The sequence below is a fragment of the Curtobacterium sp. AB451 genome, assembly GCF_050585845.1.
Taxonomy (GTDB): domain Bacteria; phylum Actinomycetota; class Actinomycetes; order Actinomycetales; family Microbacteriaceae; genus Curtobacterium.
The window spans coordinates 91,719-116,690 of record NZ_JBOBQG010000007.1; the positions used below are offsets into that span (position 1 = coordinate 91,719).

Annotated in this window: 22 protein-coding genes; 10 read left to right on the forward strand and 12 right to left on the reverse strand. The window is 71.9% G+C overall.

From position 1 onward, the window contains the following. Positions 1-179: 179 nt before the first annotated feature. Genes ACQXVK_RS15465 through ACQXVK_RS15480 form a run of 4 tightly spaced genes read left to right on the forward strand, consistent with a single transcriptional unit; the run spans position 180 to position 4,949 of the window. Positions 180-1,364 carry an ROK family protein gene (locus ACQXVK_RS15465; RefSeq protein WP_430854157.1) on the forward strand — a complete coding sequence of 395 codons (1,185 nt, stop codon included), beginning with the start codon at positions 180-182 and terminating at the stop codon, positions 1,362-1,364. Next, complete coding sequence (locus ACQXVK_RS15470) at positions 1,357-2,901, forward strand: M81 family metallopeptidase (RefSeq protein WP_430854158.1); 1,545 nt, start codon at positions 1,357-1,359, stop codon at positions 2,899-2,901. Before ACQXVK_RS15465 ends, ACQXVK_RS15470 begins: the two co-directional genes overlap by 8 nt. After that, on the forward strand, positions 2,898-3,641 hold the full coding sequence (locus ACQXVK_RS15475) for a copper homeostasis protein CutC (protein ID WP_430854159.1): 744 nt from the start codon (positions 2,898-2,900) through the stop codon (positions 3,639-3,641). Before ACQXVK_RS15470 ends, ACQXVK_RS15475 begins: the two co-directional genes overlap by 4 nt. Positions 3,642-3,692: 51 nt before the next feature. Next, positions 3,693-4,949, forward strand: a complete 1,257-nt coding sequence (locus ACQXVK_RS15480) for an MFS transporter (protein WP_430854160.1) — start codon at positions 3,693-3,695, stop codon at positions 4,947-4,949. An 18-nt stretch (positions 4,950-4,967) separates the two neighbouring features. Here the strand turns inward: ACQXVK_RS15480 and aztA are convergent, their stop codons facing one another. Continuing rightward, positions 4,968-5,594, reverse strand: coding sequence for a zinc ABC transporter ATP-binding protein AztA (aztA, locus tag ACQXVK_RS15485; RefSeq protein ID WP_430854161.1), 627 nt, complete (start codon positions 5,592-5,594; stop codon positions 4,968-4,970). A gap of 50 nt (positions 5,595-5,644) precedes the next feature. Between aztA and aztB the strand changes: the two genes are divergently transcribed. Genes aztB through ACQXVK_RS15505 form a run of 4 tightly spaced genes read left to right on the forward strand, consistent with a single transcriptional unit; the run spans position 5,645 to position 9,814 of the window. Further along, positions 5,645-6,523, forward strand: a complete 879-nt coding sequence (gene aztB / locus ACQXVK_RS15490) for a zinc ABC transporter permease AztB (RefSeq protein ID WP_430854162.1) — start codon at positions 5,645-5,647, stop codon at positions 6,521-6,523. Continuing rightward, positions 6,520-7,692: an ABC transporter gene (locus ACQXVK_RS15495; RefSeq protein WP_430854163.1), complete on the forward strand. Its 1,173-nt coding sequence runs from the start codon at positions 6,520-6,522 to the stop codon at positions 7,690-7,692. Before aztB ends, ACQXVK_RS15495 begins: the two co-directional genes overlap by 4 nt. Continuing rightward, entirely contained in the window at positions 7,689-8,603 is a 915-nt protein-coding gene (locus ACQXVK_RS15500; RefSeq protein ID WP_430854164.1) for a metal ABC transporter solute-binding protein, Zn/Mn family, read from the forward strand. Before ACQXVK_RS15495 ends, ACQXVK_RS15500 begins: the two co-directional genes overlap by 4 nt. Positions 8,604-8,629: 26 nt before the next feature. Then, entirely contained in the window at positions 8,630-9,814 is a 1,185-nt protein-coding gene (locus ACQXVK_RS15505) for a hypothetical protein (RefSeq protein WP_430854165.1), read from the forward strand. 82 nt (positions 9,815-9,896) lie between these two features. Here the strand turns inward: ACQXVK_RS15505 and ACQXVK_RS15510 are convergent, their stop codons facing one another. From ACQXVK_RS15510 to ACQXVK_RS15520, 3 genes are all read right to left on the reverse strand, one after another. Continuing rightward, positions 9,897-10,751 carry a LamG domain-containing protein gene (locus ACQXVK_RS15510; RefSeq protein WP_430854166.1) on the reverse strand — a complete coding sequence of 285 codons (855 nt, stop codon included), beginning with the start codon at positions 10,749-10,751 and terminating at the stop codon, positions 9,897-9,899. Further along, positions 10,748-11,629: a S26 family signal peptidase gene (locus ACQXVK_RS15515; RefSeq protein WP_430854167.1), complete on the reverse strand. Its 882-nt coding sequence runs from the start codon at positions 11,627-11,629 to the stop codon at positions 10,748-10,750. Before ACQXVK_RS15515 ends, ACQXVK_RS15510 begins: the two co-directional genes overlap by 4 nt. Positions 11,630-11,817: 188 nt before the next feature. After that, positions 11,818-12,471 (reverse strand): hypothetical protein, encoded by a 654-nt coding sequence (locus ACQXVK_RS15520; RefSeq protein WP_022906106.1) that lies wholly within the window; start codon positions 12,469-12,471, stop codon positions 11,818-11,820. 161 nt (positions 12,472-12,632) lie between these two features. On the opposite strand from ACQXVK_RS15520, the gene ACQXVK_RS15525 reads away from it, so the two are divergent. After that, positions 12,633-13,079 carry a MarR family winged helix-turn-helix transcriptional regulator gene (locus ACQXVK_RS15525; RefSeq protein ID WP_022906105.1) on the forward strand — a complete coding sequence of 149 codons (447 nt, stop codon included), beginning with the start codon at positions 12,633-12,635 and terminating at the stop codon, positions 13,077-13,079. Between the two features lie 116 nt (positions 13,080-13,195). Here the strand turns inward: ACQXVK_RS15525 and ACQXVK_RS15530 are convergent, their stop codons facing one another. The 4 genes from ACQXVK_RS15530 to ACQXVK_RS15545 all read right to left on the reverse strand — a co-directional run bounded on the left by ACQXVK_RS15530 (position 13,196) and on the right by ACQXVK_RS15545 (position 18,526). Next, entirely contained in the window at positions 13,196-14,533 is a 1,338-nt protein-coding gene (locus ACQXVK_RS15530; protein WP_416393598.1) for an ABC transporter substrate-binding protein, read from the reverse strand. Between the two features lie 101 nt (positions 14,534-14,634). Continuing rightward, positions 14,635-15,585: a carbohydrate ABC transporter permease gene (locus tag ACQXVK_RS15535; protein ID WP_022906103.1), complete on the reverse strand. Its 951-nt coding sequence runs from the start codon at positions 15,583-15,585 to the stop codon at positions 14,635-14,637. Next, complete coding sequence (locus tag ACQXVK_RS15540) at positions 15,582-16,496, reverse strand: carbohydrate ABC transporter permease (RefSeq protein WP_430854168.1); 915 nt, start codon at positions 16,494-16,496, stop codon at positions 15,582-15,584. Before ACQXVK_RS15540 ends, ACQXVK_RS15535 begins: the two co-directional genes overlap by 4 nt. Next, positions 16,493-18,526, reverse strand: coding sequence for a beta-galactosidase (locus ACQXVK_RS15545; RefSeq protein WP_430854169.1), 2,034 nt, complete (start codon positions 18,524-18,526; stop codon positions 16,493-16,495). Before ACQXVK_RS15545 ends, ACQXVK_RS15540 begins: the two co-directional genes overlap by 4 nt. Positions 18,527-18,820: 294 nt before the next feature. On the opposite strand from ACQXVK_RS15545, the gene ACQXVK_RS15550 reads away from it, so the two are divergent. Next, positions 18,821-19,843 carry a LacI family DNA-binding transcriptional regulator gene (locus ACQXVK_RS15550; protein ID WP_402268699.1) on the forward strand — a complete coding sequence of 341 codons (1,023 nt, stop codon included), beginning with the start codon at positions 18,821-18,823 and terminating at the stop codon, positions 19,841-19,843. Positions 19,844-19,850: 7 nt separating this feature from the next. On the opposite strand, the gene ACQXVK_RS15555 is transcribed toward ACQXVK_RS15550, so the two are convergent. From ACQXVK_RS15555 to ACQXVK_RS15570, 4 genes are all read right to left on the reverse strand, one after another. After that, positions 19,851-20,111 carry a hypothetical protein gene (locus ACQXVK_RS15555; RefSeq protein ID WP_402268696.1) on the reverse strand — a complete coding sequence of 87 codons (261 nt, stop codon included), beginning with the start codon at positions 20,109-20,111 and terminating at the stop codon, positions 19,851-19,853. Between the two features lie 67 nt (positions 20,112-20,178). After that, a complete protein-coding gene (locus ACQXVK_RS15560; RefSeq protein WP_402268693.1) occupies positions 20,179-23,190 on the reverse strand; it encodes a glycoside hydrolase family 2 TIM barrel-domain containing protein in 3,012 nt (1,003 codons plus the stop codon). Further along, complete coding sequence (locus ACQXVK_RS15565) at positions 23,187-24,077, reverse strand: carbohydrate ABC transporter permease (protein ID WP_416393596.1); 891 nt, start codon at positions 24,075-24,077, stop codon at positions 23,187-23,189. The genes ACQXVK_RS15560 and ACQXVK_RS15565 overlap by 4 nt, the downstream gene beginning before the upstream one ends. Next, positions 24,074-24,972 (reverse strand): carbohydrate ABC transporter permease (locus ACQXVK_RS15570; protein WP_430854170.1); only part of this gene is annotated, 899 nt, incomplete at its 5' end. The genes ACQXVK_RS15565 and ACQXVK_RS15570, both read right to left, overlap by 4 nt.

Here is a 24,972-nt window from a genome sequence, read left to right on the forward strand (position 1 = left end):
AGCACGCGTGCCGAGCGGCACGGGGACAGTCAATGGCCAAAGCCGTTGGAAAAACAAACATCTCCGTGTAAATAGTTCGTTTCTGCCGTTCGGACGAAAGGGTGGACCGGTCGATCTGCCGCCTAGGCTCGCTCTCGCGGTCACTCGTCGACCGCGTTTCCGCCGGATTGGAGAAAGTCGTGCCGGATCTCAGTGCCCGCGTCCTGGAGCTCGTCGCGTCCGGACAGGCGTCCAGTCGGACCGAGATCGCCGCATTGCTCGGCGCCGCCCCCTCGACCGTCTCCCACGTGGTCGCGCAGCTGGTGTCGCACGGTCTGCTCGCGGAGGAGGGCACCGACGTCTCGACGGGCGGCCGCCCCCGCAAGGTGCTCCGCATCGGCGGTGCGGACGAGTACGCGGTCGCCGCGGACGTCGGCGGTGGGCACGCCCGCATCGGCATCGTGCTGCCGGGAGGCGCGCTCGAGTCGGTCGCGAACGTCCCGTTCGCGCTCTCCGACGGTCCGACCGCAGGGCTGCAGCGGCTGGCCGCCCTGCTCGAGCGGCTCGCGGACGAGCGCGGTCGCTCCGGGCTGCGGGGCGTCGGGCTCAGCCTGCCCGGACCGGTGGACGTCGAAGCCGGCGTGGTCGACCTGCCGAGCCGGATGCCCGGGTGGAACGGGTTCCCGGTGGGATCGTGGCTCACCGAGCGCTTCGGGTTGCCCTCGGTCGTCGACAACGACGCGAACTGCATGGCCGCGGGCGAGCAGACCGTGCAGGACCCCGCCCGGCGGCAGACCATCACGATCAAGGCCGGCTCGGCGATCGGTGCCGGGATCGTCATCGACGGACGGCTGTACCGCGGGGCGACCGGATCGGCCGGCGACATCACGCACGTCCGGATCGACGCCGCGGGCGACACCCCGTGCTCGTGCGGGAACACGGGCTGCCTCGAGACCGTCGCGTCCGGAGCCGCCCTGGTGCGGATCCTGTCGGACGCCGGGGTCGACGTCTCCTCGACCGCCGACGTCGTCCGGCTCGCGTCGGACGCCCACCCCGAGGCGACGCGCGCCGTCCGGCTCGCGGGCCGGTACCTCGGCGAGGTGCTCGCCGCGAACGTCAACTTCTTCAACCCGGACGCGGTCTACCTCGGCGGGATCCTCTCCACGCTCGACCCGTTCATCGCCGCCGTGCGGAGCCAGCTGTACGAGAGCTGCCACCCGCTCATGACGCAGCACCTCGCCATCGAGCCCGTCTCGCTCGGCGCCGACGCCGGCCTCGTCGGTGCGGGCCAGTTCGCGCTGCAGCGCGGGCTCGCCGCGTCGCTCGAGGAACTGTCCGCGCCCATCCCCCAGTCCACCACCAGGAACAGGAACGTCCGTGTCTGACCCCGTGTCCACCGCACCCGCCACCCGTCGCCCGGTCATCGCGATCGCCGGGCTCGCCATCGAGACCTCGACGTTCACGCCGACCCGGACCCACGCGCCGGCGTTCCACCCGGACCGCGGGGACGAGGTCGTGGCGCGCTACGACTTCCTCGGGCCGCTGTCGGCGCGGGCCGACTTCCGCGGGGCGCTCATCGGTCACGCGCTGCCCGGCGGGATCGTGGACCGGGACTCGTACGAGTCGCTCGCGGCGGAGATCGTCGCGCGGTTGGCGGCGATCGTCGCGGCCGAGCACGTCGACGGGCTCTGGTACGACATCCACGGCGCGATGGTGGTCGAGGGCCTCGACGACGCCGAGTCGGACCTGCTCGGCCGCATCCGCGCGGTGATCGGCCCGGACGTCATCGTGTCGGCGTCGATGGACCTGCACGGCAACGTCACGGCGGAGCTCGCCCACCAGGTGGACCTCGTCACGTGCTACCGGATGGCCCCGCACGAGGACGCCCTCGAGACGAAGGAGCGCGCCGTCTCGAACCTGGTCGACGTGCTCACCACCAGGCCCGTGGGACAGCAGCGTCCGGTCAAGGCCTGGGTGCCGATCCCGGTCCTCCTGCCCGGCGAGCAGACCTCGACCCGCATCGAACCGGCGGCCTCGCTGTACGCCGAGGTGCCGGTCGTCGAGCGGACCGAGGGTGTGCTCGACGCCGCGATCTGGGTCGGCTACGCCTGGGCGGACCAGCCCCGCGACCGAGCGGTCACCGTCGTCACCGGGTGGGACGAGGCCGCCGTCGCCGCCGGTGCGGAGCGCCTCGCGCGGGCGTTCTGGGACGTCCGCGAGGACTTCGTGTTCGTCGCGCCGACCGGCACGTTCGACGAGTGCCTCGCCGCCGCGCTCGCACCGGGCGCCGCGAGGCCGTTCTTCGTGTCCGACTCCGGCGACAACCCGACGGCGGGCGGCTCGGGCGACATGACGTGGGGGCTGACGCAGGTGCTCGCGCACCCGGCGTTCGCCGACCCGGACGGCCCCGTCCTGATCTACGCGAGCGTCCCCGGGCCGGCAGCCGTCGCCACCGCGGTCGAGGCGGGCGTCGGCGCCACCGTGACCGTGACCGCCGGCGCCGAGGTCGACGACGTGCACGCCGGGCCGATCACGATGACCGGCCGCGTGCACGCGATCAAGCACGGCGACCGGGACGCCGAGACCGAGGTGGTGCTGCAGGTCGGCAGCGTGTTCGCGATCCTGACGACGCTCCGCAAGCCGTACCACCACGAGCACGACTTCACCGACCTCGACCTCGCCCCGCGGGACGCCGACGTGGTGGTCGTGAAGATCGGGTACCTCGAGCCGGAGCTCTTCGACATGGCTGCCGACTGGATGCTCGCGCTGACGCCGGGCGGGGTCGACCAGGACCTCGAGCGGCTCGGACACCACAGGATCGTCCGGCCGATGTTCCCCTACGATCGAGTGTTCCCCTCGGCGCCGGACCTCGGCGCCCGGATCATCCCGCCGTCGAACGAACCGCTCGGAGCCATCGCGTGACCACCGCCGCCCCCGTCGCCCTCGAGATCGCCGTCACCGCACCCGCCGGCGCGATCGTCGCACGGGACGGCGGCGCCGACCGCGTCGAGCTCTGCGTCGGGCTCGAGCTCGGTGGTCTCACGCCGTCCCAGGCACTCGTGGAGACGACGCACGAGACCGGCATCCCCGCCCACGCCCTCGTCCGCTGCCGTCCCGGCGGCTTCGTGCACACCCCCGACGAGGTCGAACTGATGGTGCGCGAGGTCCGCACGGTCCTGCGCTCCGGGGCAGCGGGCGTCGTGGTCGGTGCCCTGCGTCCGGACGGCACGCTCGACGAGGACGCCCTCCGGCGCTTCGTGGACGCCGCCCGCTCGGTCAGCGCCACGGCCGAGGTCACCCTGCACCGGGCGATCGACCACGCGGCCGACCCCGTCGCCGCCGCGGCCACCCTCGCAGACCTCGGGTTCACCCGGGTCCTGACCTCCGGCGCCGCCCCGACCGCGGCGGCCGGGGCCGCGACCATCGCACGCATGGTCGACGCCGCCGGGCCCGTGCAGGTCATGGCCGGTGCCGGTGTGACCCCCGCCGACGTCCCCGCGCTCGTGGCGACCGGGGCGGCTGCGGTGCACCTGTCGGCGAAGCGACCCGCCGCCGGCAGCGCCCACGCGGGCGTCCCGATGGGCGGCTCGGACGACGGTTCGGCGCACTTCGTCACCGACGCCGAGGTGGTGGCTGCCGCCCGCCGCGCGCTCGACGCCTGAACCGCCGCGTCACGCGGGAATGGACCGCGCGGGCGCGTGCTTGACGCCCGCATGACATCGTCAGCACCGCGTCGCGGGTGGCTCAGCGTCACGTCGGTCGCACTCGGATCGTTCGTCCTCGTCCTGTCCGAGTTCCTGCCGATCGGCCTGCTCCCCGCCATCGCCGCCGACCTCGACGTCGGCATCGGCACCGCGGGGCTCATGGTCGTCGCGACCGGCCTCGTCGGAGCGGTCGCCGCACCGGTCGTCACGGTGTGGACCTCCGGCCTCGACCGTCGCGTGGTCCTCGTCGGCCTGACGGTGCTGCTCGTCGTCGCGGACGCGCTCGCAGCGGCGGCGCCGGCGTTCTGGGTGCTGCTCGTGGCCCGGATGCTCCTCGGCGTCGGCATCGGCGGGTTCTGGGCGATCGGCGCCGGGATCGCCGGACGGCTCGTCCGCCCCGAGTCCGTGATCCGCGCGACGTCCCTGATCACCGCCGGGGTCTCGGTCGCGACCGTCGTCAGCCTGCCCCTCGGCGCACTCGTGTCGTCCCTCGCCACGTGGCGGCTGGCGTTCGTGATCGGCGGGGTGCTCGGGCTCGTCGCGCTCGGGCTGCAGGTGGCGATGTTGCCGGCGATCCCCGCGCAGCAGCGCGTCCGGTTCGGCACGCTCGGCTCGCTCCTCGGCGTCCCCCGCGCCCGGGTCGGCCTGATCGCCGCGGCCTTCCTGTTCACCGCGCAGTTCGCCGCCTACACCTACATCGCCCCGTACCTGCAGGACCTCGTCGGGGTCGACGCCGACACCGTGACCGTCGCACTCCTGGTCTTCGGGATCGCGGGCATCGTCGGGAACTTCGCCGCCGGGTTCACACTCGGTCGGAGCGTCCTCGGCACGATCGGCTCGGCGAAGTTCGTCCTCGCCGGTGCCGTCGTCCTGCTCCCCCTGCTCGCGCACTCGGTCGTGGGGGTGTTCGTCCTGCTCGTCGTGTGGGGCCTCGTGTGGGGCGCCCTGCCGCTCGGGATGCAGACCTGGATGTCCACGTCGTCGCCCGCGGGCTCCGAGACCGGGCTCGCGCTGTTCGTCACGACGATCCAGCTCGCCATCGCCGCCGGGTCGGTGCTCGGCGGTGCCGCGGTGTCGTCGTTCGGGCTGGCCGTCGACTTCTGGCTGGCCGGTGGGGTGGCGGTCGTCGGAGCGATCGTGCTCGTCGTCCTGGGGACCCGTCGGTCGAGCGCCACCCCGGCGGTGGCGTCGGTTCCGGCTCCGGCGGTGGCGTCGGCTCCGGCGGAGACCACCGCGACCGGTTCCGTCGCCGTCGCCTGCCCCTGACGGACGGCGCCGGCACCGTCAGCCGAGCCGGACGACCCGGTCCGCTCCGGCGATGACCGTCGGGTCGTGCGTGGCGTGCACGACCACGACGCCGGACGCTGCCTCGTCGGCGAGCGCGCGGACCACGAGCCGACCCGACTCGGCGTCCACCCCGGCCGTGGGCTCGTCGACGAGGAGCACCTCCGCCCGCTGCGCGAGTCCGAGCGCGACGAGGGTCCGCTGACGCTGCCCACCGGACAGCTCGTCGAGCGGCCGGTCCGACAGGGACGCGATCCCCATCCGGTCGAGCTGCTCGTCGACCACGTCGCGGTCGGCACGCACGAGCGGCCGCCACCACGGACGGCCGGACCACCGGCCCATGCGGACCGTGGCACGGACGGTGAGCGGGAGCGCACTCGGCGGGACCGACTGGGTCACGTAGGCGACTCCGACGGAGGTTCGGCGCGTCACCGCCCCGGCATCCGGCGTCACGACCCCGGCGAGCGCGTCGAGCAGCGTCGACTTGCCGGAGCCGTTCGGCCCCGTCAGCGCGGTGACCGAACCGACGGGGAAGGTCGCATCGACCCCGTCGAGGACGGTCCGGTCGCCGCGCCGGACGACGAGTCCGGCGACGCGGAGGGGGGTGGCGTCGGTCGTCGTGGGCACCTGAGGACACTATCAGTATCGATAGTCATTTTCATGTAGCGTCTCGGACCGTGACCTGGCTGACCGATCCCCTCTCCGTCGACTTCATGGTCCGTGCCCTCGTGGGCGGCGGACTGGCGGCGGTGCTTTGCGCGGTCGTCGGCACGTGGGTCCTCGTCCGCGGCATGGCCTTCCTCGGTGAAGCGCTGTCGCACGGCATGCTCCCCGGCGTCGCGATCGCCTCGCTGACCGGGTTCCCCGTCGTGCTGGGCGCCGCCGTCAGCGCCGCGGTGATGGTGCTCGGGGTCGGTGCACTCCGCCGACGGGCCCGGCTCTCGTACGACACGTCGATCGGGCTGCTGTTCGTCGGCATGCTCGCCCTCGGGGTGATCATCGTCTCCTCCTCGAGGTCCTTCGCGACCGACGTCACCGCGATCCTGTTCGGTGACGTCCTCGCCGTCACCCGTGCGGACCTCACCGGCCTGGCGATCGCCGTCGCGGTGGCGCTCGGGACCGCGGTGTTCTTCCACCGTCCGTTCACGGCAGCGGCGTTCGACGTCCGGAAGGCCGCGACCCTCGGCCTCCGCCCACGGGCCGCCGAGATCGTGCTGGTCGGGCTCGTCACGCTCGCGGTCGTCGCCTCGTACCGGGCGGTGGGCACGCTGCTCGTCGTCGGACTGCTCCTCGCCCCGGCAGCCGCCGCCCGCGCATGGACCCGGCACGTCAGCTCGACGATGGCGCTCGCCGCCGGGATCGGCATCGCGGCCGTCCTCGTCGGGCTGCTCGTCTCGTGGCACCTCGGCACCGCCGCGGGAGCGAGCATCGCCGCGGTCGCCGTCGCCGGGGTCGGCCTCTCGCGCACGGCCGCGTCGCTCAGCACCCTGGTCCGCGACCGGACCCCCGGGGCAGAACCACCGACAGCAGTACCAGCACCTCGAGAGGCAGCATGACCCACTCCACCCGGCGCACTCCCACGCGCACTCTGCTCACCACGAGCCTCGTCGTCGGACTCACCGTCGTGACGGCGGGCTGCTCGTCGGGGACGGCCCCCGGCGACGCCAGCGCGACCGCCCGGCCACACGGCTTCGTCGAGGGGGCGAGCGAATCCCGGGAACCGCAGGTGCGCCTCCTGGTCGTCTCCGGGACGGGCGAGACCGTCCTGCACGACCTGCTCAGCAGCGAGACGACCGCGCTCGACGACGTCGACGTGCCCATGCACTCCGCCACTGACGGCCGGTTCCTCGTGACGAGCTCCGACCGCCGCACCACGATCGTGGACGGCGGTGCCTGGACGGTCGACCACGGCGACCACACCCACTACTACGCGGCGGAGCCGCGGGTCGTCGGCACGATGGCGGGGGGCGGTCCGGTCGAGGTGCACTCCTCCGAGACGACCACGACGATCACCTGGCGGGAGCGGAACGAAGCGGTCGTCCTCGACCGAGCCGCGCTCGGTCAGGGGACCGTCGAGGAACGGACCCGGATCGACGCACGGGTCCTGCTCCCCGACGGAGACCGCCTCGTCGCCGCCACCGACGACGTCGTCCGGGTGCTCGACGCCGACGGCTCGCCGACCGGCACCGAGGCGGCGTGCACCGACCCGGCCGGAGGCATCGTCACCCGGGCCGGCTCGGTCGTCGGCTGTTCCGACGGCGCGGTGGTCGTGGACGACGACGGCGCGACGGCGGTGCCGTTGCCCGACGGTGCCGAACGGCCGACCTCGTTCGCCGCCCGCGCCGGACGACCGACGGTCGCGGGCCTGGCCGACGACGCCGGTTTCTGGCTGCTCGACAGCCGCGAACACTCGTGGCGCCTGGTGTCGACCGAGCGCCCACTCCGCGCCGTCGTCGCGGTCGACGACGCCGACGAGCACGTGGTCGGCGTCGACGACACCGGGCGGGTGGTGGTGCACACGCTCGCCACCGGAGCGATCGTCGCGACCGACCCGCTCGTCGCCGGCGACGCCCCACCCCTGCTGCAGATCGACGCGAACCGCGCCTACCTGGCCGACCGCGGGACGGGGACCGTGCACGAGATCGACTTCGCCGACGGCGCACGGGTCGCCCGGACCATCGACCTCGGCGTGGCCCCGGCCGCGTTCGCGGAGGTCGGACCGTGACGCGGGCACGCACACGGACCGTCGTCGTCACGGTCCTCGCCGCGGTGGGTGTCGCGTTCGGCGCGGGCGGGTGCACCGCTGCTCCCGGGCAGGACCGGCCACTCGTCGCCGTCACCACGAACATCCTCGGCGACGTCGTCTCGGAGGTCGTCGGCGACGCGGCCGAGGTGATGGTGCTCATGCCCGCCGGAGCGGACCCGCACTCGTTCGAGGTCTCGGCGCAGGAGGCCGCGCGACTCCGCACCGCCGACCTCGTGGTGGAGAACGGGCTGGGCCTCGAGGAGGGCGTGTCCCGGCACGTCCGGGCCGCGGCCGACGACGGAGTCCCGGTCTTCACGGCCGGCGACGCGGTCGAGGCCCTGGAGTGGACGACCGAGGACGACAGCGGGCCGGACCCGCACCTCTGGACCGACCCCGCACGGATGGTCGACGTCGTCGAGTCGCTCGACGACGACCTCCGCGACGTGGGCATCCGGGCAACGGGCACCGCGGACTACCTCGACGCCCTGCACGCGCTCGACGGGGAGATGGAGCGGGCCTTCGGCGCGCTCGGCCCCGGGCAGCGTGCCCTCGTGACGAACCACCACGTCTTCGGCTACCTCGCCGACCGGTACGGGTTCCGGGTCGTCGGGGCCGTCATCCCGAGCGGGACGACGCTCGCCTCGCCGAGCGCGGCGGACCTGCGGGACCTCGCCGACGCGATCGAGGAGACGGGCGTCCGGACGGTCTTCGCCGACGCCTCGCAGCCCGCCCGGTTGGCCGAGGTCCTGGCGGAGGAGGTGGACGTGCACGTCGACATCCAGCCGCTCGCCACCGAGTCGCTGACCACCGACGGCCCCGCGTCCACCTACCTGGGGATGATGCGGTCGAACACCGAGGCGATCGTCGACGGCCTCTCGGTTCGTAATTGAGAATGAGAATCAGTACAGTAACGACCATGACGACGACCAAGACCCTGCGCACCGCGGCCCTGCCTGCCGCCCTGCTCACCGCGGCCACCCTTGCCCTCACCGGATGCGCGGCCGACACCACCCCCTCGGAGTCCGCGCGCACCGCGACCGCGCGCGCCGACGGCACCCGGATCACGCTCACGTACGACAGCGGAGTCCTCGTGCTCGACGACGACCTTCACGTCCTGACCGACGACGCCGTCGACGGGTTCACCCGCGTCAACCCGGCGGGTGACGGGCGGCACGTGCTCGTCACGGTGCCGAGCGGCTTCCGGGTGCTCGACACCGCGGCCGATCCGGCCCTCACCGACGCGGTCTTCCCCGCCGACACCGGCGGGCACGCGGTCGTCCACGGCGACCGGACGGCGCTCTTCGCCGACGGCACCGGCCAGGTGACGACGTTCGACAACACCGAGCTCGACGGCGCCGACCTGCCCGACACCGAGACGACCGAGTCCGCGGCCGCGCACCACGGCGTCGCGATCGTGCTGGAGGACGGCACGCTGCTCACCACCATCGGTGACGAGGAGTCCCGCAGCGGGGTCCGTGCGCTGGGCGCGGACGGGAAGGAGACCACCCGCTCCGAAGAGTGCCCGGACGTGCACGGGGAAGGCGCGGTCCAGGGTGACGTCGCGGTCTTCGGGTGCACCGACGGGGCACTCGTGTACGACGACGGCGCGTTCACGAAGCTGGACGCCCCCACCGAGTACGGCCGGACCGGCAACCTGTTCACGACCGACACGTCCTCGATCGCACTGGGCGACTACAACGACGACCCGGACAGCGAGGGGTACCTCCTCCACCAGATCGCCCTGATCGACGCGGCATCCGGTTCCTACCGGGTCGCCGACGTGCCGGACGGCGTCGGCTACACGTTCCGGGACCTCGCTCGTGGTCCCGGGGACGAGGCCGTCGTGCTCGGGGACGACGGCGCGCTGCACACCTTCGACACGACGTCCGGTGACCTGCTCGACTCCTTCCCGGTGATCGACCCGTGGGAGGGACCCGAGGAGTGGCAGGACGCCCACCCGGCGCTGAAGGTCGTCGGCGACGTCGCCTACGTCACCGACCCGGCCGAGCGGAAGGTCCACGCGGTCGACCTCACGACCGGCGAGACCGTCGCCTCGAGCGAGGTGCTGCCCGGCACGCCCAACGAGATCGCGATCGCGTAGCGACGCGTCCGCACCGACGCGGTGCAGGGCGGACGGGAGGCGCGGTGCCGGCTGGCACCGCGCCTCCCGGTCCGTCGGCGTCTCAGCGACCGGCGGCCGCGTGGTTCGCGACCTGCGTCGCCGACAGGACGGTGCTGTACACCGCCGCGTACCGCATCGACCCGGTGAAGGCGAAGTTCGACGGCTGCCCGGGCCACCCCGACACGGTGTCGTAGCCGATCCGGAAGTAGCCGGTGTAGTTCTCGGGCGCGGTGAACGCGGTGTTCGAGGCGACGAGGGCGCCGTCCGCGTAGAGCCGCATCCCGGTGCTCGCGGACATCGTCGCCACGACGTGGTGCCACGCGCCGTCGGTGTACGCCTTCGGTGAGGTCACGACCTGGGTCGTCCCGTTGTAGGTGCCGAAGACGAGCTGCCCGGCGGTGTTGATGTAGATCTGCCGGTCGTGCTGCCCGGAGGTGGCGGACTGGTTGCTGCCGAACCCGACGAGCATGCCGCCGGCGACGGTCGTGCGGAACCAGACCTCCTCGCTGAAGGTGGTCGGGTTGGCGTACGAGCGCGGCGTCGACACGAAGCTCGTCGAGCCGTTCAGCACGTAGGAGCTGCCGGTGTCGCGCGGGCACGCGTTCGGGCTCGGGGTGGAGGCCGTCATCGCGCCCTGGTAGGTGCCGTTCAGGCCCTTGCCCGACCAGTCCGCGGCGGTGGTCGCACCGCTGGCCTCGCCGAGACGGTAGGCGAAGAGGGCGTTCGCGGTGTCGGCGCCGACCGCGGCGCTGCAGGTGAAGTAGGGCGCGGTCGCGGCGCTGTTGCCGCTGTTCGCCACCACGGCGCTGAACGCGGACCGGGTCGGGGCGAACACGTTGGCGAGGCCGACGACGGCCACGGCGAGGACCAGGACGAGGGCGACGACCCGGCCGTCGCGGAGACGTCGGAGGTTCACGAGGGACGCACCGCCTCGACGCGGCCGACGGCCAGGCACAGCACCAGGGGGACGAGGCACGCGGTGACGAGCAGCCCCCACCCGATCGGTCCGAGGTCGATGTTCGACGTGAGCTGGTAGTGCCCGTTCGCCGTGAGTTCGCGGATGACCATGTGCCCGACCTGTCCGTCGACGAGGTGCACGCTCGCGGCACCGGGCGACTCGACCCGGACCGGGAACACGCCGGAGGACACGATCGTCGCCTCGACGCCGGCGTGGGTGGCGGTGTTCGTGATGGTCGTCACGTTGACGAACGGCTTGAGGACGAAGGCCGCGTACGACGCGGTGAGCGCTCCCCCGGCGATGCGGAGGCACGTACGCGTCACACGGTCGGTGAACACGCTCGTGAGTGTCCAGATCACCAGCGTGCCGATGAGCAGCAGCGGCGCGGCGCGGAACAGCCAGCCGAGGTGCGGCACGAGGAGCACCGGCGAACCGATGACGTTCTCCTGCGTGAGGGTCCACGGGTCGGTCGCGCCGTTGATGTCGCCACGGGTGTGCAGGCCCGCGCTGTCGACGTCGACGATGCGGTGCGTGTAGACGACGCCCGGGTTCGCGGCGGTCTCGAAGGAGACGACGTCGCCGACGCCGAGGGTGGCGATGTCCACCGGCAGGTCGAGGACGAGGGTGCCGACCGGGGCGGCCTCGCCCATCGAGGGCGTCTCGACGACGAACCAGCGGCCGCCGGCGGACAGGAACAGCAGGGCGGCGGTGAGGAGCACGGCGGCGACGACGGCCACGGACCAGGCGAGCACCGTCTCGAAGCGGGTGGCGGTGTGGCCCCCGAGCAGCGGGCGCTCCAGCGTGCCGCTGAGCGGGATGGCGGCGGTCTGGCTCATCGTCGGCTCCGTTCGTGTGCGGCGTGTGTGGGGAGGGGGCGCCCGTGGGGAGGCGGGGCGGGGCGGTGCGGGGTGGGAGTGGGGGTGGGGGTGGTGCTGGGTGGGGCTGGGGTGATGGGTGGTGCGGGGTGTGGGTGGCGACGCTCGACCGGAGGGGGGGATCGGTCGAGCGTCGCCGGTCGGGGTGGCTAGGCGGTGAAGGTCCAGGTCATCGGCACGGAGGCGGCGAGGCCCTGGTAGGTGTTGCCGGCCGAGGAGTCGAGCGTCACGGCGAAGGTGAACGGCACGGACGCACCGGCGGCGGGGGCTGCGGGCATCGTGAACGCCGAGGCGGCGGCGCCCTTGAAGCTGGCGAGCGTGCCGGAGAAGACCGTGGTCGAGCCGGACGTGATGACGAGGTTCATCTTCGCGCAGAGGTCGGTCGCGGTGCCGTTGACCGAGCCGTTCGCCGACTGGGTGCAGGTGGCACCGGGGGTCAGCGTGAAGGTCGAGGCGTTCGCGGTCCCGGTGTTCTTGATCGAGATCGCGGTGGTGACGGTGTTGCCCGGCGTCATGGTGGTGCTGCCGCCGAACTTGTTGATGGTCGAGCAGGTCGCGGCGTTCGTCGAGACCGAGCCGCCGTCGGTGCTCGTGCACGTGACGGTGCCGCCGGCGTTCTGCTCCTGCATCGTCAGCGTGCCGCTCGCCGCGGTGTTGCTGCTGTTGGTGATGCTCGCGGCGAACCCGGAGAGGGTGCCGGTGAGCGAGAGGGAGAGCAGCACGGCGGCGAAGATGCCCGCGAGGAGTGCGACGGGGGCGAATCGGACCCGCTTCAGTGCGGGGGTGCGGAGCTTGTCGGACACGGGAACCTCTTCGGAGTGGTGATCAGGGATGGGGGTGGAGCAACGCGTTCGGGTTCGTTTGCTTCGATGATCAAGATAGTCACTCATTCACCAAATTGACCACTCGTATACTGGCCCCAGTGCGAGGGACGCTCCCTCACGACCCGAAGGCGAGGACCGCCGTGCCCACGGCACCCGACAGTGACCCGACCGACCTCATCGCGGCGTTCGAGGCCGTCGTCCGCGCGAACGCGAGCCTCGTCGGCCGCCTGAGCGCCCGCGCCGGAGTGCACGAGAACGCCCTCCGCGCCCTGGTGCTCGTGAGTGACACGGGGTACTCCACGCCGACCGAGGTCGCCGGCTACCTCGGCCTGACGTCGGGCGCGGTCACGAACATGATCGACCGGATGACGAACGCCGGCCTGCTCGAGCGAGCACCGAACCCCGACGACCGCCGTGGCTCGCTGCTGCGGCTGCTGCCCGACGGCGAGGCCGTCGTCCAGGACCACCGACGCCGCTACGCCGAGGTCCTCCGCGAGGTCGACGCGGCACACGGCGGCGCCGCACTCGCGGTGCTGAGCGACCTGGCCACGGCGCTCTACCAACGGGCCGGCGACGTCGAGCCCTGATCGCGCACCCGGTCGCGACCCGGGGCGCGACCGCACGACGAACGGGAGGCGCGGTGCCAGCTGGCACCGCGCCTCCCGTCCGTCGTCGTGCGCGTGGGCGCATCAGACCGCCGGCATCACTCCTTGACCGGGATCGACTGCGCCTTGAGCGCCGCGACCGTCTTGGACTGCCCCGACTCGAGCGCGTCGAGGAGGGTCCCCTGCCCGGAGGCCGCCTGGCCGAAGCCGTCCGACACGTCCGAGTAGGTCTGCGTCATCGTCGGACCCCAGGTGAAGGGCTGGATGTCCTTCGCCGCGGTCGCGAACTCCTCGTAGATCTTCTGGTTGCCGTAGAACGGGAGCCCCTCGGTGAGGGCGGGGAGCTCGGCGCCGGTGGACGACGCGGGGTAGAGGTTCGCCTCCTTGTTCAGCGCGGCGAGCGCCTCCTTCGAGGTGTTCAGCCAGACGAGGAACTCCGACGCCTCGGCCGGGTGCTTGCTGCCCGCGAAGACGACGTTCGACGAACCGCCCCAGGCGGCCGACTTCGAGTCACCCTCGGACCACTGCGGCATCGGCGCGACGGCCCACTTGCCCGAGGTCGACGGCGCACCGCTCGAGATGGTGTTCGCACCCCAGACGGCCGAGACCCAGGTCCAGTCCTGGCCCTTGTCGTAGGCGCTGTTCCACTGGTCGGTGAAGCTCGGCAGGGTGTTCACGAGCTTCTTGTCGATGAGGTCCTGCCAGTAGTCCGCGACCTTCTTCGACGCACTGTCGGTCAGGTTCACCGTCCAGTCCGAGCCGGAGTTGGAGAACCACTGGCCGCCGGCCTGCGAGACGAGCCCGGCGAACTGGTTGACGTCACCCTTGGCGAAGTTCGTGATGTTGCCGCCCATCGCCTTGATCTTCACGGCGTCCTGGGCGTACTCCTCCCAGGTCTTCGGGACGTCGAGCCCGGCCTTCTCGAAGAGGTCCTTGCGGTAGTACAGCGCCATCGGACCGGAGTCCTGCGGCACGGCGTAGACCGACTTCGACTCGCCGAACGTGACCTGGTTCCACAGGCCGTCCGAGAAGTCCTTCTTCGCGGCACTGATGCCGGAGCACGCACCGATGTCCTCGAGGCCGCCCTGCACGCGGAAGGCCGGCAGCGTGTCGTACTCGACCTGTCCGATGTCCGGAGCCTGCTTCGCCTTGAGCTGGTTGAAGAAGTTCTGGTACGTGCCGCTGTTGCCGTTCGCGACGATCGAGACCTTCACCTGGATGTCCGGGTGGGCCTTGTTCCAGATGTCCACGACCTTGTCCATGTTCGGCACCCAGGTGGTGAAGTCGAGGGTGACCTTGCCGCTCGACGGCTTGCAGCTCGCGGCGGCGGTGTCGGAACCGCCACCCGAGCCGCTGCCACCGGTGCTGCAGCCCGCGAGGGCGACGGTCGCGGCGACCGCGACGGCGGCGACGCTGAGGAACTTCGTTGTCTTCATGCTGTTTCCGTTCGGGATGTGAGTGGGGTCGGTGGTGCTGGTCGGGGGCGGGCCGGGCGGCCGCCCGGGCCGGTCGGGCCGGGCGGCCGCGCGCGGGCGGGCTACTTCAGGCCGCCGGCGCCGAGGCCGGACCGCCAGAAGCGCTGCAGGGAGAGGAAGGCGACGAGGAGCGGGATGATGGAGACGAACGACCCGATGAGCACGAGGGTGCGGAGGTCGGGGTACTGGTTCACGCTCGAGTTCCACGTGTAGAGGCCGAGGGTGACGGGGAACAGCGACGAGTCGCGGAGCATCACGAGCGGCAGGAAGAAGTTGTTCCAGATCGCGACGAACTGGAACAGGAAGATCGTCACGAGCGCCGGCGACATGAGCCGGACGGCCACGGTGAAGAACGTCCGGACTTCGCCGGAGCCGTCGATGCGGGCGGCCTCGATGATCTCGTCGGGCACACTCGACGCTGCGAACAGCCGCGACAGGTAGACGCCGAACGGGCTGACGATGCTCGGCAGGAACACCGACCAGAACGTGTCCGTCAGGTCGACCTGGCTGAAGATGAGGAACAGCGGCAGGGCCAGCGCGGTCGCCGGCACGAGGACGCCGCCGAGGAACACGTTGAAGAGCACCTCGCGTCCGCGGAACCGGTACTTCGCCAGGGCGTAGCCGCACATCGCCGACAGGACGGTCCCGATGAGCCCGGCCACCCCGGCGTAGGCGATGCTGTTGAGCATCCAGCGCACGTAGACGCCGTCCTGCCGGGTGAACAGGTCGCCGAGGTTCGTGATGAAGTCCTGCACCGACGACGCGCTGAACCACAGCGAGAACGTGGTGTTGAAGTTCGCGGTCGTCTTGGTCGACGAGACGAACAGCCAGAAGATCGGCAGCAGGAAGTAGATCGTGAAGACGCCCATGACGAGCATCGCGGCGCTCCGCGAGATGACGCTCTCGCGCGGCCCGCGTGCGCCGGGCTGCAGGGGCCTGGAGGCGCGGTTCGGCTCGAGCGGTCGGCCGGCGTTCCGCACGGCGTCGCGTCGGCTCGGTGCGTTGACGGTCACTGGTCACCCTTCCGCTGGGTCAGTCGGAGGAACCCGATCGACAGGACGAACGTCGCGACCGCGAGGACCACGGAGAACGCGGCGGCGAGGTTGAAGTTGGGCACCGACGAGGTCGAGTAGACGAGCATGTTCGGCGTGAAGGTCGACGAGATCGTCGAGGTGAACTGGCGGAACACGGTCGGTTCGGTGAGGAGCTGCAGGGTGCCGATGACCGAGAAGACCGCGGTGAGCACGATCGCCGGGACCACCATCGGGATCTTGATCGACCAGGCGATCCGGAACTGGGACGCCCCGTCGAGCTTCGCCGCCTCGTAGATCTCGGTCGGGATCGCGAGGAGCGACGAGTAGATGATGAGCATGTTGTAGCCGACGTAGACCCAGGTGACCACGTTCGCGACGGCCCAGAGGACGGTCCCGGAACCGAGGAGCTCCACCTTCGACGTGACGGCCGAGAAGGGCGAGAGGTTCGGCGCGTAGAGGTAGCCCCACATGATCGCGGCGATGACGCCGGGCACGGCGTACGGCGCGAAGAACGCCAGGCGGAAGAACCGCTTCCCGCGCAGCAGCGGCGAGTCGAGCAGGAGTGCGAACACCAGGGCGAGGGCGAGCATCACCGGCACCTGGACGACGCCGAAGAGCAGGACACGCAGGACCGAGCCCCAGAACTCGCTGTTCTGGAACACGAGCACGTACTGGCTCAGTCCACCGAACACCTGCGTGGGGGCGCCGAACGTGCCCTGGCGCTCGATCTTCTGCAGCGACTGCCACACCGCGTAGAGGATCGGGACGAGGTAGAACGCGGTGAAGAGCACCGCGAACGGTGTGACGAAGACCGCGATGGCGCGGCGGTACCGGAAGCCCCCGCCGCGTGGACGTCGGGCGACCCGGGGTCGCTGGGCTGTGGTGGTCATGAACGCTTCCTGTCCGTGCGGATGATCTGGGTGCCACCGGGGGCGATGGTCGTGGTACCGGCGACGGGGCGGTCGGCGACGAGCTCGTGGCCCGTCTCGTGGTGCTCGACGGGCTGGTCGGAGTGGTTGAGCAGGAACACCCACTCGTGCTGGTCGTCCAGGCGGCGGACGACCTCGAGGCCGGGTCGGGCGGCGGGGTCCGGTGCGACACCGGCCTCGGCGAGGACCCGGCGGAGCAGCTCGGTGCGCGCGGCGTCCTCGAGGACGGTCGACACGTACCAGGCGCTGCCCGCGCCGTGCGCGTTGCGGGTCACGGCGGGCGACCCGGCGAGCGGCCCCTCGGCGTAGGCCGTGACGGGCTCGGCACCGTGCAACGAGACCGGCTCGGACCAGGTGTGCGCCCGGGTGCCGTCGGTGAGCGCGAGGGTCTGGCCGGCGCCGAGCGGGAGGAACTCGTCGACGCGCACGCCGAGCAGGTCGCGGAACGCACCGGGGTAGCCGCCGGTCCGGACACGGTCACGCTCGTCGACGATCCCGCTGAAGAAGGTGACGACCGCGTGCCCACCGCGGGCGACGTGGTCCGCGACGACCGCGGCGTGCTCGTCACGCACCATGTACAGCTCCGGCACGAGGACGACGGCGTAGCCGTCGAGGGACGCGCCGGGTGCCACGACGTCGACGGTCACGCCGAGGTCCCACAGCGCGGCGTGGAACGCGTGGACCTGCTCGAGGTAGCGGAGCGCGGTGCTGGGGTGCGCCTCCAGGTCGGCCGCCCACTGGTTCTCCCAGCTGAAGACGAGCGCCACGTCGGCGACGACGCGGGACCCGCGGAGCTCGCCGAGCCGCTCGACGAGGGCGCCGAGGTCCACGACGTCGCGCCAGGTGCGGGAGTCGGTGCCCGCGTGCGGCATAAGTGCGGAGTGGAACTTCTCGCTGCCCTGCACCGACGCGCGCCACTGGAAGAAGCAGACGCCGTCGGCCCCGCGGGCGATGTGCGCCACGGTGTTCCGGAGCATCTCCCCCGGCGCCTTCGCGACGTTGTACGGCTGCCAGTTCACGGCGCCCGTCGAGTGCTCCATGAGCAGCCAGGGCGCTCCGCCGGCGAGCCCGCGGGTGGTGTCCGCGGCGAACGCGAGCTCGACGTGCGGTCGGGGCAGTCGGTGGTCGAGGTAGTGGTCGTTCGCGATGACGTCCATGTCCGCGGCCCACGACCAGTAGTCGAGCGCCGTGATGTGCGCCGCGACCATGAAGTTCGTCGTGACGGGCTTGTCGCTCAGGCCGCGCAGGACCTCGGCCTCGGCGCGGTGGTGCGTGAGCAGTTCGTCGGACGAGAACCGGTCGAAGTCGAGCGTCTGGCCGGGGTTCGTGAAGGACAGCGTCGCCCGCGGCGGCAGGACCTGGTCCCACGCGGAGTAGCGCTGGCTCCAGAAGGACGTGCCCCAGGCGGCGTTCAGCTCCTCGACGGTGCCGTACCGGTTCCGGAGCCAGCCGCGGAAGGCCTCGGCGGAGACGTCGCAGTAGCAGTGCGCGTTGTGGCAGCCGAGCTCGTTCGAGACGTGCCAGAGCCGGACCGCGGGGTGGTCGCCGTAGCGCTCGGCGGTGGCGCGGACGAGGGCGAGGGCGTGCTCGCGGTAGACCGGGGAGCTCGGGCAGAACGCCTGGCGTCCGCCGGGCCAGCGGGTCGTGCCGTCGGCCACGACCGGCAGGACCTCGGGGTGGGCGGTGGTGAGCCACGGCGGGGTCGAGGCCGTCCCGGTGCCGAGGTCGACGCCGATCCCGGCGCCGTACAGCAGGTCGATGACGCGGTCGAGGGCGGCGAAGTCGTACTCGCCCCGGCGCGGCTCGACGTGCGACCAGCCGAAGACGTTGATCGCGACGAGGTTCACGCCGGCCTCGCGCATGAGCCGGACGTCCTCGACCCAGACCTCGGGGTCCCACTGCTCGGGGTTGTAGTCGCACCCGAACGCCAGGCCGGTCGAGCCGAGCCCGAGCGCGCCGGTGGCGACGGTCGGCTGGGTGGTGGTGGTCACGTCGGGTCCTCGCTGATCGGGGCGGCGCTGCACCGTCCCGGTCGCGAACGACCCCTTCGACGGCGAAGGTCACCCATGTTCTGGGAGCGCTCCCAGTCCGCACCAGCCGATCGGGGCGGGATGGTTCTGGGAGCGCTCCCAGAGTGAACAACAGAATCGGGTCCGTGTCAACACGACCGCGTCGAACCAGGCTTCCGACGTCGAACCAGCGTCGACGCCCGGTTCGACGTCGCGATCGTGGTTCGACGCCCGTCGGCCGCCGATCCGCGGGCGGCGAGCCGCTATCGTTGCCGCATGTCCGACGTCCGGTCCGCCCGCTCCCGCGCCACGATCCAGGACGTCGCGGACGAGGCCGGACTCTCCCGCGGCACCGTCTCCCGCGTCCTCAACGACGAACCGTACGTGTCGCCGAAGGCCCGCGAAGCCGTCCAGGACGCCGTCCGCCGGGTCGGCTACGTCCGCAGTGCCGCGGCCCGCAGCCTCGTCACCCGACGATCGGGCGCCGTGGCGCTCATCGTGCACGAACCGAGCGTCCAGGTGCTCGACGACCCGAACATCGGCAACATCCTCATCGGCACGAACGCCGTCCTGTCCGAGGCCGACCAGCAGCTCGTGACGATCATGGTCGACTCCGCCCGCGACAACGAGCGCGTCGTCGAGTACCTGCGCGGCGGCTTCGTCGACGGTGCGATCGTGCTCTCCGCCCGCGACGGCGACCCGGTGACGCGCGCCATCGAGCAGATCGGACTGCCGGCGTGCTTCGTCGGGCACCCGTCCGACGCGCCGAACACCTCGTGGATCGGCATCGACAACCGCTCCGCGGCCGAGGCGATCACCCGGCGACTCGTCGACACCGGCCGGCGACGCATCGGCATGCTCGCCTCGGGGCTCGACCGCGACTCCGGCCAGGACCGCCTCGCCGGGTTCACCGCCGCGCTCGGCGACCGCTTCGACCCCGGACTGGTCGCGCGGAACCCGCTCTTCAGCTACACCGCCGGCGTCGAGGGCATGCGTGAGCTCCTCGAGCGGGCACCGGACGTCGACGGGGTGTTCGCTGCGTCCGACGCCGTCGCCGCCGGGGCGATGGACGTCCTGCAGCGGGCCGGCCGGTCCGTGCCGGGCGACGTCGGCGTGGTGGGCTTCGACGACAGCGCGTGGGCGCTCCGCTGCGACCCGCCGCTCTCGACCGTGCGGCAGCCGGCCCGCACCCTCGGCGAGCACGCGGCCCAGCAGGTCCTCGAGCAGATCGCCGGGACGGACGACACCCCGCGCGGGTTCGTCCTGCCGACCGAGGTGGTCTGGCGCGGCAGCGCGTAGACGACCGTCAGCGCCAGGTCCGCGCGACCACCCAGCCGTCGCCGTCGGGGGCGATGTCGACCACCACGGCCTCGTCACCAGAGCTCGCCTGGAACCGCCACCCGACGGTGCGCTCCGGCGCGTGCGTCATCGCCGACGGCAGGTACTCCGCCGTCGCCGTCAGGCGCGTCGGGGTGTCGGACACCCGCCAGCGGCGCTCCCGCCACACCATCCGGTCCGGCACGCCCTGCTCCCACCACACCGTGGCGACCTCGTGCGTGAGCATCATCCTCGACCTCCTGGTTCGAACGTGTGTTCGAATGGTAGGCGATCTCGGCGACGTCCGCGCACCGTCCTCAGCGGAGCGCGGGATCCGGCGAACGGCCGGGCGTGGCGCGCAGGACGAGTTCGAGCGCGACCTGCCGGGGCCACAGGGCGTGGCGGGGCAGCACGTCCGGACCGCACGCTCGGGACCCCAGGCCGTGCTGCGCCGCGTCGAGGTACAGGTGCAGCAGGTCGGACACGGGGAGCTCGTGCGGGTGCTCGGCGGCGTCCCACTGCTGGGCGCTGTGCCGTGCGAGCTGGAACCCCGGCAGGTCCGCCCCGGCGCGCTCGTGGGCGACGACGACGAGCGGCCCGACCGCGAGTTCACGTAGCCCGGGTCGGTGGCCGGTCTCCTGCGGCCGGGCGTACCGCACCACGAGGTCGTCGACGGATCGCTCGAAGCGGCCGACCACGGCACCGTTCCGTGCGTCCGGGTAGGACTCGTGCGGCCCGGTCCCCCACCACGACACCCGGTCGGCGAGGTCGGCGTCGAGCTCGAGGTGCAGACCGATCCGCGGCCAGGTGCAGTCCCACGCTCCAGTCGGGGTGACGCTCCACCGCAGGCGGAGGTCGTCCCCGTCGCCCGTCCACCGGAACTCGGAGTCGATGCCGGACGCGCTGCCCGCCGGCATCGACCGGACGCGTTGCACGAGGGTGTCGCCGTCGTGCTCGAGCGCCGTGACACGGTGGGTGAGCCGGTCGAGTCCCCGTTCCCGCCAACGGTCGGCCGACGGCGGGACGGATTCGTCGCCCCGCCCCGCGCTGAGCTCCGGCCACGTCGTCTCGTACGACCCCTGCCCCGCGGCCCGGTCGTTCTCCGTCGGGGCGCGCCACAGTTCCGGCTCGATCGCCCGGATCGGGATCCCCGACCACGCGCGGAGCGTCCCGTCGTCGTCGAAGACGGCACCGACCGGCCGGGTGGATCCGCCGGACGGGCCGGCCACGGGCGGCAGGGCCGCGACGGCGAGCTGTTGCCGTGCCAGCACGTGCCCGCGACCGGCCCACACCGTGTCGTGCCGGAGGACCGCGCGGAAGGTGAGGTGCGCCTCGCGGCCGCGCCGGGGGGCGATCGCGTCGCTCGGCAGGGCCACGGTGGCCTCGTGGCCGGGCAGGACCGTCGGCACGTCCAGCGTGCCGCCGTCGACCACCCGTCCGTCGACCGCGAGCTCCCAGTGCACGGCGAGGTCCGCCGTGTCGGCGTGACGGCGGACGTTGCGGACGGTGAGCGACGAGCCCTCGCGGGTGAACCGCACCGGGGCCCAGAGCGCCGCGAGGTCCGCGAGCGCCGGGGTCGCCGTCCCGTCGGACAGCACGAGCCCGTCCATCACGAAGACACCGTCGTGCACGGGTTCGCCGAAGTCGCCGCCGTGACCGAAGTACTCGACGCCGTCCGGGGTCCGCGTCCGGATCCCGTGGTCCCGCCACTCCCAGACGAAGCCGCCGTGCAGCCGCGGCCAGCGGTCGAAGCGGTCCTGGTAGTCGGCGAGCGCCCCCGGTCCGTTGCCCATCGCGTGCCCGTACTCGCACAGCACGAAGGGCTTGGCGCGCTGCCGCGCTCCGGCAGCGGGACCGACCTCGTGCACGGGCATCGTGACGGTCCCGCACACCGAGTCGATCTCCTCGAGCGTCGGGTACATCCGTGAGTACACGTCCGTGTACGCGCCCTCGGTGTCGCCCTCGTAGTGGATCGGTCGCGACGGGTCCCGGCGGCGGATCCACTCCGCCATCGCGGCGAGGTTGGCGCCCGTGCCGGACTCGTTGCCGAGCGACCACATGACGACGCACGGGTGGTTCTTGTCCCGTTCCACCGTCCGCCGGACGCGGTCGAGGTAGGCGTCCCGCCACGCGGGGTCCGCCGAGGGGTTGCCGACCCAGTCGACCTCCCAGAAGCCGTGTGTCTCGAGGTCGCACTCGAGCACCACCCAGAAGCCGTACTCGTCGGCGAGCTCGAGGAAGCGCGGGTGCGGCGGCTGGTGCGCGGTGCGGATGGCCTGCACGCCGTGCTGCTTCATGAGCGACAGGTCGGCGCGGACCACCGCCTCGTCGAAGACGCGACCGAGGTCCGGGTGCGTCTCGTGCCGGTTCACCCCGTGGAACACCAGGGGCGCGCCGTTCGCGAGCAGTCGGTCGCCGACGACCTCGACCCGACGGAACCCGACGCGCAGGCGGACCGTCTCGGTCCGGGTGGCCACGACCAGGTCGTAGAGCCGGGGTGTCTCCGCCGACCAGGGGTCGACCGGACCGACGTCCAGCCGGGCCGGCGTGGCGGGGTCGACCCGCGCCTCCAGGCCGACCTCGGCGAGGCGGACGGTGACCTCCGGGGCGGTGGTGGCCGTCTCGACGACGAGCGTGCCGCGACCCGTCGACGGGTCGCGGTCGGCGACCACGAAGACGTCGTCGAGGCCGTGGAGCGGCCGGTGCTCGAGGGTGACCGACCGGAAGACCCCTGGGAGCCACCACTGGTCCTGGTCCTCGAGGTAGCTGCCCTGCGACCACTGCACCACGCGCAGCGCGACGGTGTTCGTGCCGGGGCGGAGGTGGTCGGTGACGTCGTACTCGACGGCCAGCCGACTGCCCGTCGACCAGCCGACGGCGGCTCCGTTCACCCACACCCGTGCGAGCGACTCGGCGCCGTCCAGCCGCAGGACGGTCCGCCCGTCGACGGGCCACCACTCCGGCAGCTCGAACGTCCGGAGGTGGTCGCCGGTGGGGTTCGCGTCCGGCACGTGCGGCGGGTCGACCGGGAACGGGTACCGGATGTTCGTGTACCAGGGCGATCCGTGCCCGTGCAGGGCCCAGTGCGAGGGGACCGGCAGGTCGGTCCAGTCGGACGCCGCGTGCGCGTCGGCGTGTGCGTCCCCGCGCGCGAACGGCGGGACGCCGTCGACCTCGTCGCGCGGCACCCGGTCGTGCAGCCGGAACCGCCAGGTCCCGTCGAGCGAGAGCGTCCGGGCGTCCGACCGCACCCGCGCGCGCGGCGCCAGGCGTGTCCGGGACCCGGGGTCGGTGGTCCCGAGGGGTCCGACCGCGCCCGGTGCCGTCACTTGATCGCGCCCTTGGCGATGTCCCCGATGAACTGGCGGGCGCCGATGAGGAAGACGACCAGGAGCGGGAGCACGGACAGCAGCGCACCGGCCATCACCATGCTGTAGTTGTTCGCGAAGGTCGTGTTGAGCTGGGCCATCGCGACCTGCAGGGTCAGGTGGTTCGGGTCGTTCAGCACGATGAGCGGCCAGAGGTAGTCGTTCCACGAGCCGATGAACGTGAAGATCCCGAGGAACCCGAGACCCGGACGGATGAGCGGGATGCAGACCGTCCACCACTGGCGGAAGAACCCGGCGCCGTCGATCACGGCGGCGTCCATGAGTTCGTCCGGGATGCTCGACAGGATGTACTGCCGGAGCCAGAAGATGCCGAAGGCGTTCGCGGCGGCCGGCACGATCAGGGCCTGCAGGTGACCGACCCAGCCGAGGTTCGTCATGGTGATGAACTGCGGGATGATCGACAGCTGCATCGGGAGCATGAACGTCACGAGCACGACCGTGAAGAGGGTCTTCCGGAGCGGGAAGTCGAACTTCGCGAAGGTGAACGCGGCGAGCGAGTCGAAGAAGAGCACCAGGACGGTGACGCTCACCGACACGATGACGGTGTTGAGCAGGGCGCCGCCGAAGTCGATCTTGTCGAAGACCTCGCCGATGTTCTGGAACAACCAGGGCCCCGGCACGAACACCGGCGGCGACTTGTAGATGTCGCTGGTGGTGTTGCTCGCCATGACGAACAGCCAGTAGAGCGGGAAGATCGAGATGACCGCGCCGATCGTGAGCAGCGTGTAGAGCACCACGCGCGGAGCACCGGGACCCTTCCGGCGGCGGCGGGTGACGGTCGCGTTCCGGGTCGGGGCGGCCGTGGTCGGACGGGTCAGGACACTCACGCGCGTGCCTCCTCTTTCCGGCCGGCGGTGAAGCGCCAGCTGATGATCGTGAACACGACGACGATGAGGAACACGCCCCAGGCGATCGCCGCCCCGTACCCGAAGCGGTTGAACCCGAAGGCCTGCTGGTAGAAGTACAGGACCATCGTCAGGCCGCCCTGACCGGCACCGCCGCTGTTCGTCGAACCGGCGGTGGTGGTGAGGACCTGGGCCTCGGTGAAGCTCTGCAGGCCGGTGATCGTGCTGACGACGAGCACGAAGATGACCGTGGGGCGCAGCAGTGGCAGCGTGATCGAGAAGAAGCTGCGGAAGGCGCCGGCGCCGTCGATCTTCGCGGCCTCGTAGACCTCGCCGCCGATGGACTGCATGCCGGCGAGGAAGATGATCGCGTTGTAGCCCGTCCACTGGTACGTGATGAGCAGGGAGACCGTGACCTGGATGCCGAACGGGGTGCTCAACCACGGCACCGCCGGCAGACCGATCGCGTGCAGGAGCGTGTTCGCGAGACCGAAGTTCTGGCCGAAGATCGACCCGAACAGCACCGCCATCGCCACCACCGAGGTGATGTTCGGGATGAAGTAGGCGATCCGGAAGGCCGTGCTGTACCGGACGGCGCTGTTCAGCATCGCCGCGATGACGATCGCGATGACGAGCATCGGGAACGTCGACAGCGCGAAGATGACGAACGTGTTCCGGATCGACAGGTAGAAGGTCGGGTCGGTGAAGAGCTTCTGGAAGTTCTCGAGACCGACCCACGTCGGGTCACCGAGCCCGTTCCAGTCCTGGAAGGAGAGCACGAGCGAGTACATCGTCGGGTAGAGCCCGAAGACGAGGAACAGGATGAAGAACGGGGCGACCGCGAGGTACATCGGCCAGGTGCGGCGGATGCCCCGCC